Source organism: Candidatus Neomarinimicrobiota bacterium (assembly GCA_018647265.1).
GTDB lineage: Bacteria > Fidelibacterota > Marinisomatia > Marinisomatales > TCS55 > TCS55.
In genome coordinates this window covers 16,865-28,067 of record JABGTK010000131.1, presented here as the reverse complement: position 1 = coordinate 28,067, position 11,203 = coordinate 16,865, and the positions used below count along the sequence as shown (strand labels likewise).

General features: G+C 39.2%; 12 protein-coding genes. 2 read left to right on the top strand and 10 right to left on the bottom strand.

The features are described 5' to 3' along the window. The 10 genes from HN459_07970 to HN459_07925 form a co-directional block, all read right to left on the bottom strand. Nucleotides 1–363, bottom strand: a 363-nt coding sequence (locus HN459_07970) for an acyl-[acyl-carrier-protein]--UDP-N-acetylglucosamine O-acyltransferase (protein MBT3479382.1), incomplete at its 3' end; no start/stop codon positions are given. Further along, a complete protein-coding gene (locus HN459_07965; protein MBT3479381.1) occupies nucleotides 353–1,762 on the bottom strand; it encodes a bifunctional UDP-3-O-[3-hydroxymyristoyl] N-acetylglucosamine deacetylase/3-hydroxyacyl-ACP dehydratase in 1,410 nt (469 codons plus the stop codon). The genes HN459_07970 and HN459_07965, both read right to left, overlap by 11 nt. Beyond that, nucleotides 1,763–2,776 (bottom strand): UDP-3-O-(3-hydroxymyristoyl)glucosamine N-acyltransferase, encoded by a 1,014-nt coding sequence (gene lpxD / locus HN459_07960; GenBank protein ID MBT3479380.1) that lies wholly within the window; start codon nucleotides 2,774–2,776, stop codon nucleotides 1,763–1,765. Nucleotides 2,777–2,785: 9 nt separating this feature from the next. Continuing rightward, complete coding sequence (locus HN459_07955) at nucleotides 2,786–3,337, bottom strand: OmpH family outer membrane protein (protein ID MBT3479379.1); 552 nt, start codon at nucleotides 3,335–3,337, stop codon at nucleotides 2,786–2,788. Between the two features lie 22 nt (nucleotides 3,338–3,359). Next, nucleotides 3,360–5,783, bottom strand: a complete 2,424-nt coding sequence (gene bamA / locus HN459_07950) for an outer membrane protein assembly factor BamA (GenBank protein MBT3479378.1) — start codon at nucleotides 5,781–5,783, stop codon at nucleotides 3,360–3,362. Beyond that, nucleotides 5,780–6,508, bottom strand: a complete 729-nt coding sequence (locus HN459_07945) for an isoprenyl transferase (protein MBT3479377.1) — start codon at nucleotides 6,506–6,508, stop codon at nucleotides 5,780–5,782. The genes bamA and HN459_07945 overlap by 4 nt, the downstream gene beginning before the upstream one ends. 109 nt (nucleotides 6,509–6,617) lie before the next feature. Continuing rightward, a complete protein-coding gene (locus HN459_07940) occupies nucleotides 6,618–7,004 on the bottom strand; it encodes a hypothetical protein (protein MBT3479376.1) in 387 nt (128 codons plus the stop codon). After that, the gene (locus HN459_07935; protein ID MBT3479375.1) at nucleotides 7,001–7,792 is read right to left on the bottom strand and encodes a hypothetical protein; all 792 of its coding nucleotides are present in this window, start codon (nucleotides 7,790–7,792) and stop codon (nucleotides 7,001–7,003) included. The genes HN459_07940 and HN459_07935 overlap by 4 nt, the downstream gene beginning before the upstream one ends. Beyond that, nucleotides 7,792–8,910, bottom strand: a complete 1,119-nt coding sequence (locus HN459_07930) for an Mrp/NBP35 family ATP-binding protein (protein ID MBT3479374.1) — start codon at nucleotides 8,908–8,910, stop codon at nucleotides 7,792–7,794. The genes HN459_07935 and HN459_07930 overlap by 1 nt, the downstream gene beginning before the upstream one ends. A gap of 66 nt (nucleotides 8,911–8,976) precedes the next feature. After that, on the bottom strand, nucleotides 8,977–9,279 hold the full coding sequence (locus HN459_07925) for a ferredoxin family protein (GenBank protein ID MBT3479373.1): 303 nt from the start codon (nucleotides 9,277–9,279) through the stop codon (nucleotides 8,977–8,979). Between the two features lie 127 nt (nucleotides 9,280–9,406). Here HN459_07925 and HN459_07920 point away from each other — a divergent pair, with 127 nt between their 5' ends. Next, nucleotides 9,407–9,742 carry a 4Fe-4S binding protein gene (locus tag HN459_07920; protein MBT3479372.1) on the top strand — a complete coding sequence of 112 codons (336 nt, stop codon included), beginning with the start codon at nucleotides 9,407–9,409 and terminating at the stop codon, nucleotides 9,740–9,742. Further along, nucleotides 9,729–11,195, top strand: a complete 1,467-nt coding sequence (locus HN459_07915) for a hypothetical protein (protein MBT3479371.1) — start codon at nucleotides 9,729–9,731, stop codon at nucleotides 11,193–11,195. Before HN459_07920 ends, HN459_07915 begins: the two co-directional genes overlap by 14 nt. Nucleotides 11,196–11,203: the final 8 nt, after the last annotated feature.

The window sequence follows — 11,203 nt, the reverse complement described above, 5'->3', positions numbered from 1 at the left end:
ATGTGCACAAGCCATTAATAAAACATTGTCTCCAATTTCAGTCTTCCCATATGCAATTGTCCCACGGTTGATTGTAACAGATTCGCGAATGAGAACATTGTTACCTATAATCGTTTTTGTATCTTCGCCAGCATATTTTAAGTCTTGGGGTGCTTCACCAATAGAGCAATTGTGATAAATTGTACAATCAGACCCTACGATTGTCCCAGTACAGATTGTATTGTGATTTCCAATGGAGGTGCCGTCACCGATAACAACATTATCTTCAATTATTGTATAGGCGCCAACTGATACATTTTGGCCAAGATTGGCCCTAGGGGAAATAATTGCAGTTGAATGAATGGAGATGGAATCAGGCTCCAGCCCGGTCCACCACCGTAGCTCTCAACTTACCTTCTGCCACAAGCTTCTCACCCACATATCCCTTACCCTCAAACAATGCAGTGCCAAGTTTAAACTTAGCAAGTTTCATTTCAAGGCGGAGTTGATCTCCTGGAATAATTGGATGGCGGAATTTTGCCTCGGACAGGGCTGAAAAAAACATATTCTTTTTCATAGGATCATCAATGCTGTTAAGCACTAAAAAAGCTCCTGCTTGCGCCATGGCTTCTAATACCAAAACACCGGGCATAACTGGTTGAGTAGGGAAATGTCCCTGGAAAAAGGGTTCATTAATTGTTACATTTTTATAAGCCGTTAGCTTTTCGCCGGGCGTAATATCAACAATCCGATCGACCAGAACAAATGGATATCTATGGGGAAGAAGTTTTAAAATTGAATTAATATCATAAATATAATTTGAAACTGAGGATTTTTTAAATCGTTGTTGTTGTATTTTCTTTTCATAAACTTTTTTAATTCGCTTTACTAATTCAACATTGGCAGCATGACCACTTTTAGAAGCAATCACATGGCCTTGGAGCGGCATGCCCAAAAGGGCTAAATCCCCAATTAGGTCTAACGCCTTATGGCGAACAGGTTCATTCTCAAACCGTAATTTTTTCCCATTCAAGAGACCATTGGCCCCCAAACTTATTTCCTGTTTAATACCAAAAAGATTTCGGAGGTTATCAGCTTCAGCTTGATCAATTTCTTTATCAACAATAACAACTGCATTATCGAGATTTCCACCTTGAATAAGACCATTTTCTTTTAAAGTTTCTACTTCGCTTAAAAAACAAAATGTTCGTGCCGGTGCAATTTTTTCAGCAAAATTTTTCTCTAATTCATCCATAGTGGTGAATTGAGTTCCCAACGAACGGAATTTATAATCAATCATAAACGTAATTCGGAATTGGTCCGAAGGCATAATATGAATATCAACACCCCGTTCTGGATCTGAATAACCAACCGATTCATCAATATGGAGATAATTACGCGTGGCATTTTGCTTTACAATTCCTGCCTTGAGTAATACCTTTACAAAATCTAATGCACTGCCATCCATAACGGGTGGTTCTTTTGCAGTCAATTCAATGAGGACATTATCGAGACCAATTCCTACACAAGCGGCAAGAGCATGCTCGACGGTATGGATTCGAACACAATTTTCTTCAATGGTTGTCCCCCGGGATATGTCAACAACATGATCGATATCAGCACGGATTTCTGGACATCCATCCACATCCATTCGCTTAAACCGAATACCAAAATCGTCAGGTGCAGGTTTAAAGGTAATCTTTGTTTCAACGCCAGTATGAAGACCGACGCCTACACAAGAGGCCTCTTTCCCTATTGTACGCTGATATTTAATTGGGGTCATTTATAGCGCTACTTCTAATTTTTCTTCTATTTTTTTTAGTCGATTTTTCAACTGCTTAACCTCTACATGAACAGCATCTCGGCGGTTTTTTTCTTTTATTTCACGTGCCGGGGCACCTGAATAAATTTTCCCACCCGGAAGGTCTTTCATGACTGCTGTATAACAGGCAAAAATTGCACGGTCCCCAATCGTAACATGATCAATTGCGCCTGCTTGCCCGCCGAAAATACAGAATTCTCCAATTTTTGAACTCCCAGCGATGGTAACATGCGCCGTGAGCAAACAACCTTTACCAATGGTTACATTGTGGGCAATTTGTACACCATTATCAAATTTACACATATCTTCTATGATGGTATCGCCAATTGTCCCTCGGTCTATCGTACAATTTGCACCTATTTCCACATCATTCCCAATAACAACCTTTCCATTTTGTGGAATCTTAAAATGGATGTCTTTGTCGCTGACAAAGCCGTATCCATCAGACCCAATAACAGCGCCGGAATGGATTAAACACCGGTCACCAATAATGGTGCGGTGATAAAAAGTAGTATTATGTTTTATTTCAGAATCAACCCCGATAACTGAATCTGAATGAATAATATTATTGGCCCCAAGAATTGCATTCTCTCCAATGGTTACACCACTTTCAATAATTGTATTCGGGCCAATTGAAACACCATCACCAATCTTCGCTGATGGATCAACAAGTGCTGTTTTATGAACACCCTTTTGCTTTGGATATTGAGGTGAATAATATTCCAACACCTTGGCAATAGCCAATTGAGGCTTATCCACAATTATGCCATCTTTACCCCCAAGCATTTCATTGCTGGATGCAATTACTGCGGAAGCTTTTGTCGATTCAGCGTATTTAAAATACTTTGGATGGGCAACAAAAGTAATTGTGCCCGGCTTTCCCTCCTGAACGGTGGAAACACCTGCAATATCCATATTAGAATCGCCAACAACTGCGCCTTGCACAACGTCAGCAAGTTCTTTTAAAGTAGCCAACTGGCGAAGTTATTTTTCGTTAGCAGAATCTTTGTCATCCGAAACATTGTATTTGCGTAATTCAAATAAAACATCATCGGTTAAGTCATATGTTGGATTACCATAGAGTAATGCCACAGAACCATCAATAATAAAATCGATGTTTTTTGTAGCGGCAACTTTATCCACAGCACGCTTTACTTTTGAAAGAATATCAAATTCTAATTGTGCTTGGCGGCGATAAAGCTCACCTTCTGGCCCAACCATTGTTACTTGAAATTTTTGGATTGTCTGCTCTCTTGAAACAATTTCAGCTTCTTTTTCTTTACGCCAATCGGGGCTACTCATGAGCCGTTGTGTTTCAAAGGCCTGTTTAATACTATCCAGTTCAATGACCATCATATTGTACTGAGCATTTACCTGGCGGTATTCCAATTGAAGCTGGGCTTCTGCATCTTTGAATTCTTCATATTCCGCACGAATACGGTCTGATTGAACAAATCCAATTTTATTTTGTGCGACAAGCATTACCGGCAACATTATTGCCATAATACCTATTGTGGTGATTGTCTTTCTAATCACTTTTTCCTCCTTGATTTAATGATTACCTTCCAAAGATGATTGTGTATTCCCATCCCTGGGGTTGGCCATCGCCGGCAATATCGTCAAAACCATACCCCATATCGAAACCGAGCATTCCGATCATAGGCATAAAGAATCTGATCCCGATACCAGCGGACCGTTTAAGTTCTAATGAATTCCTCCTTGGGAATCCCATTGATTGCATAAGTCTTGTATCGTCCCACACGCCCCCGGCCTCAGCAAAAAGCATGCCGTAAACTACCGGATTTTCAGAGAATGGAACTCTAAATTCTGTCGAATATTTCAACATGGTATTTCCACCTATTGCGCGCCCTTGTGATGTTGTCGGACCTATAGAGTTATCCGGATACCCTCTCAACATATTCCCATACGGTATACCGTTTCCACCCATAATGAATCTTTCATAGGGTGGTATGTATGTGAAATTACCGCCAGCAACACTTAATTTGCGGATAGTGCCAATTTTTAATGAACTTGTTAATACAAATTTCCAAAAAGTAGGCGTATACCAATCTAAAGTTAAAACATGTTTATGGTAATTTTCATCCCCACCTAATATTCCCCCGGAAAATGTTGAAACCCATGTTGCACTAGAGCCTTGGGTTGGAAATTCTGCTCTGTCTCGACTATCACGACTAATAGATTGTCGGATATTGATTCCCGTTGATTCTCTGAAACTACCAAAATATTCAGACAACACTTCATCGTCACCCATATATTCTCTTCTTTGAACAGTCAATTCCCAATAGGCCCGGAAATAATCGTCAGGCCATTTCAATCGGCGACCCCACTGAATAGATCCACCTCTTGTTCGTTGGTCAAATGGATAAAAATAGTAGGAGTTTCCCTGACCTCTGAACTGATAAAATAGAGAAAAACCAATCCGATTTGGCGTATCCTTAAACATGGGGTCCATGAAACGCAGGTTCAGACTTTCATATTTCCCGGGCTTACCATAATTGTTATAGACAGACACTTGCGTTCCCACATCAAAGCCAAATGAGAGAACTTGCCCTTTACCCAAAAAATTATTGAATTCTAGGTTTCCACCACCGGTCATTCCGTAAATACCCGTAAAGCCAATATTCGCACTGGCTTTATCCGAAGATTTTTCAGTCAAGGTAATGTCTAAATCAATTTCATCTTCGTCAACAGGAACAACATTCGGATTAAGAGATGTGGGATCAAAATAATTTAAAACATGAAGTTTTCGCATACTGCGCTGCAACAATGTGCGTCTAAACAAATCGCCGGGAAAAACATCAAGCTCACGGCGAATGACATTTTCCCGTGTTTTATCATTTCCATAAATGTTGATATTGCGTATAAAAACTTCATTGTTCTCCGTAACGGAAAAATGTACATCAATAGAATCTTCACCAACGGGGGTAAAGAAAGGCTCAATACTGCTGTACAAATATCCCCGATCCATATATAAACTTTGAACTTTTTGATATAGCGCTTCTTCGAACCCAGTTTTGCTGAAGAAATCTCCCTTTTGTAAGTTTAAAGTACTTTCAAGGATTTCAGTATCGTAGAGGGCATTACCTTCCCAAGTGAAATTTCTAAATATATAACGATTTCCTTCATCTATATTTATATGAACAATCAATCCTTTTTTCTTAGGACTATAATATACAGAATCGGATAAAATAGAAAAATCTCTGTATCCTTCATCTTTATAAAATGTGGTCAAGATATCTAGATCTTCTTTGAATTTTTTCTCATCATAAGCGGGCGCCCAAAATTTCCACCATTTACGAATTTTGGTTTCTTTCAACTGCCATCTTAATTTTCCGAGGGTAAGGTTTTTACGAAAAAACTTTGGCATTGGAATCCATGATTTTGAGGCAATCCATCCAAAATAATTGGAATTACCCTTTATCACGATGTCCTTTATTTTTACTTTTTTCCCTTCGTGAATCGTAAAAACTATATCCTGTTTTCCATCTTCGGCCAGCTTCATTTCACCTGAGACTTCGGCCAGGAAGTAGCCATCTTCCATGTACAGCGCTTTTATTTTATTGATCGTTTTGGTTATAAAGTTCGGCTTAATTCGCATTCCTCTCTGGAAAGAGATTTCATCTTTGAACTTTCGATCTTTAATCTTTTTGTTACCATTAAAAACTATCTGCCCTAACACGGGAGATTCTTCAACCTCAATCGTAATGTCAATTCCTTCTGGTGAATCACCATCAAAATGTATTTGTATATTGCTAAAAACGCCTAATTCCCAAAGTCGTTTTACTGCGCGGCGGAAATCTTCTGATGAGACTTCCTGACCGTTTTGCAATCCGGCCGTATATAGCACCATATTTTTACTGGTTTCAACATTGCCTTCCACGCTGACCTCTTTTAGTTTAAAAGAGGGGGGGGCCTGAGAAACTGCAAAAGTAATAAAGATTAATAAAACTATTTTTTTCATGCGGAGACCTGTTCACCCGTTTGGCCAAAACGTCGTTGGCGTGATTGGTAATCGAGAATTGAATTTAGCAATTCCTTCTCCCTGAAATCGGGCCAGTAAATATCTGATAAATAAAATTCTGTATAGGCAGATTGCCATAATAAAAAATTACTTATACGATGTTCTCCACCCGTTCGAATTAACAAATCCGGATCAGGAATATTTGCCGTATATAATTCACGGGAGAATGTTTCTTCTGTTATATGATCTTGTTTCATTTCACCTGATAAAATCTTATCTGCAATACGATTGAATGCCCTTAATAGTTCCTGCCTGCTGCCATAGCTCAATGCCAGGATTAAATTTAATCCTGTATTATTTTTTGTCATCTCTATGCCATCCAACATCCCCTGTCTAGAACTCTTCGGTAAATCGTCTAGATTCCCGATAGTAGAAAGGCGGACATTATTTTTATGAAGATTCTTTATCTCTTTCTTTATGGTTCCCAATAATAGCATCATAATGGCAGAAACTTCTTTTTTTGGACGATTCCAATTCTCACTGGAAAAAGTATAAAGCGTTAAATGGGATATGCCAATCTCTCCACATACACGTACAATTTCACGGACAGAATTTATGCCCTCACCATGCCCCGCAACACGAGGAAGGCTTCGGGACTTAGCCCAACGACCATTTCCATCCATAATTATGGCAATATGAGCTGGCAAATCTCCAAACTCGATAATTTTTTTTCTTAATGATTTAGACACAATCTGGGTTTCACAAAAAAATCTGAAAAACAGCGGGCGAAGTTACTCTTTCAGAGAGGCGCAATCAACGAATAATCAATATATTCTAATACTGAGATTCATACTGTTCTGCCATATGGTGATCAAATGGTTTTAACGATTCTGGCACAACTACATCTTTAAATTCTGACTTGCACTTGTAACATTCCACTGAATCTTTTATCCGACGATAGAGTAGATAATCGATAAAAGAAAGAATAAGTAAACTCAACCCATAAGTCCACGGAACTAATAAGGCACCGATTAAAATGATAATACATCCAATGGCTTGATTGAAATCTTTTTTCCGATAAAGGTGCTTAGATCCGCAGATGGGACACTCTTTAAAATCCAAAATATTTTCAAAGAGAGCAGGATTATTACATTCGCCACATTGGACTGCATTTGAAAATGATTGTGTCTTTTTACAGACTTCACAATCAAGTTGACTCACACCAAAAACCCAAATTGAAGCAAATAATATTTAAATAATAAGTCGCCAAAAAGAACTGCTACCACAGACACATATAGTAATCCTGTGGCACTTTGAGTGGCTTGGAGTTTTAACGTACGCCAAATAAACACGTTTAAAACAATAGGAACCAAGTTCCCCATAAAAAATGCCACGCCCAAGAGAAATCCATCAAAACGTGCCATAAATGCCCAAATATTGTGGGTAATGCCGTAAGTGTCTACATAAGTATCCGTAGAAAGATAAACTATATCCCAAATGGTGCGAATGGCTAATAATCCCCACATGGTAACTGTTGCATTTTTTAAAAGTCGAATTGGAAGTGCGATGACATTTAAATACCAATGACCCAATATCATTGCAAAAATTACCGCTGCCGTAATAGCAGAACCCAATAGGAGAGTAAACCAAACAGCATGCTGATGAAGTTCCGGCGCAACGACGAAAACAATCCGTATCATTGTACCCGCCCCGAGCATTGCAATGGCCGTAATGATCATGTTGTTAACGTTTTCGGAATTCCAGTATAACGCTGTAATGAGCATTAAAGATGCAAACCAAACCCAAACATATGATTCAGCTACTATATCAGGATTTAGAAAATGAAATGCCGTGGCGCCAATAGCACCCACGATACAGCACATTCCCAAATTAAAACGATAGAACCCTTGATCTATATTTTTCCGGGGTGTTATCCAAAGAAAGCAAGGATAAATAATTGCAAATCCCAGAAAAATAAGTGCAATAATTTCTGTAAAATAATTGAACATCAGTTTAGAATGTTCACAACCTTTTCTGCAATGGATCGATATATTTTAGATACGTGCGCTTCGGGACTTTTACTAACGATAGGCTCTCCTGCATCAGTGGCTTCAACAATTTCCTGCGCTATTGGAATCTCACCTAACAAGGGCACATTCAATCGTTCACTTTCTAATTTGCCACCACCCCTTTTAAAAAGATCAACGCGAATGGCAAATCGACCATCTGAATCAACATCTACTTCTTGCCCTTCAATGGATACTTTGTTCCCATTATCAACCTGACCTTCCAAAAAAAGTCCGGACATATTTTCAATCACTCCTAGAACAGGCGTATGCACTTTTTTGAACATATCAGCGCCTTTACGAACATCTGCCAAAGCAATATCCTGAGGAGTTGTTACAATAATTGCACCGTCAATTTTCAGTTTTTGGGTAAGTGTAAGTTGCACATCTCCCGTTCCAGGGGGAAGATCCAAGATCAAATAATCTAGTTCTCCCCACACAACATCACGAAAAAACTGCTCTGTCATTCGTGCCACCAAGGGGCCGCGCCAAATCACGGGTGTTTGGTTTCCACTGATAAAACCAAAACTCATAATTTTTAATCCCATGTGATCTAAAGGAATAAGTTTACGGTCTTGTGTCAATGGAGGTTGTTCATTAATACCTAAAATTATTGGCAAGGACGGGCCATAAATATCCAAATCTAAAAGACCAACAGAAAACCCTTTCCCTTTGAGCGACAGTGCCAAGTTGGCAGCAACGGTGGATTTCCCTACGCCACCTTTGCCACTTGCCACTGCAATAATATGTTTTATGCCTTCTAATGGGGCCGCCGGCTGTTGGCCAGGAGATTGAGGTGCCTGTGATGGTGTAGCTACAGGAGTGCCCTCTTTAATTGAAACAATTACATTTTGAAATGCACCGGTTTTATTCAGTGTTTCAGTCACATCACCAATTACGGATTCTTTTTTATCTTCATTCTGGGTGGTGATTTTTAATGCAATATTAACAGAATCTCCGTCAATTATAACATCGTCCACCATACCAAAAGAGACAATATCCCTGCTAAACCCGGGATAATTAACAGATTTTAATAATTCTAATACTTGATTTTTATTCATAGGATGGTAAAAAAAACGGCCGTTGAAAAACCAACAGCCGTTTTAATTTATATTTTTGATTAATGCTTAACCCGAATACTCGCGGCCAAAATAATCATAGTTAATTTTAATGTACTTATTCCATTCTTCGGGGACTTCACTTTCCTCAAAGATGGCTTCTACGGGACACTCGGGCTCGCATGCACCACAATCGATGCATTCTTCTGGATCAATGTAAAGCATTTTGCCTTCCGGGTCAAATCCAGCCTCTTTTACTTCAGCACCAGCTCCTGTTTTATTCTCAGGCCCATGGATACAATCTACGGGACAAACTTCTACACAAGCAGTATCACAAGTACCAACACATGGTTCAGCTATAATGTATGCCATTGTTTTCTCCTAAATATGTTTTCAAAGCGTCCGACAAATTAAACTACTTTTTATAATAGGCAAAAAGCCTTTTGGTGATAAAAATTAAATTCATTTAACTTCCCAACACTTAAATCAGTTAATTACAATGGCTATCAATAAAACATACGATCACTATAAAACAGTTCCCGACCCGGCAGAGAAAGTTAATTTCAAGAAGAAGAAACCGAAACTCATGGCTGTGGTGGATGAAGACAATTGCACAGGATGTCAGGTCTGTGTCCCTTTCTGTCCCGTGGATTGCATCGAACCAGTTCCTATTGAAAAATATGGCATACCAATTCCGCCTGTTCAAGTTCGCCATGATGAATGTATTGGCTGCCAGATTTGTGCCAAGGTATGTACAAAACTCACTTGGGATGCGATTCGTATGATAAAAACTGAAGAATTTGAAGAAATTTACGACGTGAATGTCTCCGGCTGATTTTCAGCCAGCTTCAAAGTATATCACCTTGGTCCTCGACCAAGGGACCTCCTCAACAAAAGTATTTTTATTTAATTCATTAAATCATGTCATATTCAAATCCCGTGATAAGCATACTTTAAAACATCCAAAATCGGGACTTGCAGAAGCCGATGCGCAGGAGATTGCTAACTCTTGTAAAAAATTAATCCTGAAAGCCGTTCGTTTTTCCCTTCAAAAAGAATTAATTATCTCATCCGCTGGAATGGCATTCCAGCGATCGACCTTTTTATTTTGGGATCGAAAATCATTAAAACCCCTCACACCCACATTAAGTTGGCAAGACGGACGTGCTACTGATATTGTTGAGAATTTAAAAACCCATTCCGATAATATTTTTAAAACAACCGGTGCTCCGCTCAATGCTCATTTTGGCGGACCAAAGTTTGCCCATCTCATTCATCAGTCAAAAAGCTTAAAAAATAAATTAAAATCTGGCACGGCAATATTTGGTACAATTAGCGCTTACCTAACCCAATTTTTAACAGGAAATTGTGTTATTGATGAAACTATTGCTTCCCGTTTTATAATGATGGATTTGGACACTTGCCAATGGGATCAAAAATTATTGACCTTATTTGGCGTTCCAGAGCATTGCCTCCCCCAGTTAGTGCCATCCCTCCACAATTTTGGATTTTTAAAAATTGATGGCTTAAGAATTCCATTGCAAGTCGTTATTGGCGATCAACAAGCAGCCCTAATTGGGCAGGGCGGTTATATCCCCGGGACGGTGGCGATGAATTTTGGAACATCTGGATCGGTTCAAATTAATGCAGGACAAAATACTAGCCATGTAGATGGATTAATCAGCAGCGTTTTGTATTCCGATAAATCACAAAGGCATTATTTACTCGAAGGCACAATTAATGCCTGTAATTCTTTGTTTTATAGATTAGAACAGGAATTGGGAATACCCCACAAGGAGATGCTTTGGCATGACAGGTGTGTTGAGACAAAAACAAATGGCGTTTTTATTCCAGCAGTAACAGGGATTGCAGCACCCTATTGGGCAGATCATATTACGCCGGTATCCGATGGATATGGCAATAACCTCCCCAATGAGATCATCAGGGCAGGGATGGAATCAGTTGGATTCCTTGTGAATGATATCTGGACGTTGGCTAAAATCAATTTAGATGTTTTACCCAAAAAGGTAATGGCCAGTGGTGGTGGTGGACGGCCACCCCTATTGCAATTCATTTCTGATTTGACGGGTCTGACAGTGACCCACAGTTTAATGAAAGATAGAACAGCGCTCGGGGTTCATTCCTTAGTAATAAAATCCGAAACTGGCTCTTGGCCCAAAATTAAAATTGAATCTGATGACGGATATGAGCCGAAAATGGATTCAAGTATAAAAAAGAAAAAAATTAAGCAATGGAAATCTGCCCTCATTCGGGCAGGTGTAATTTAAATTATTCT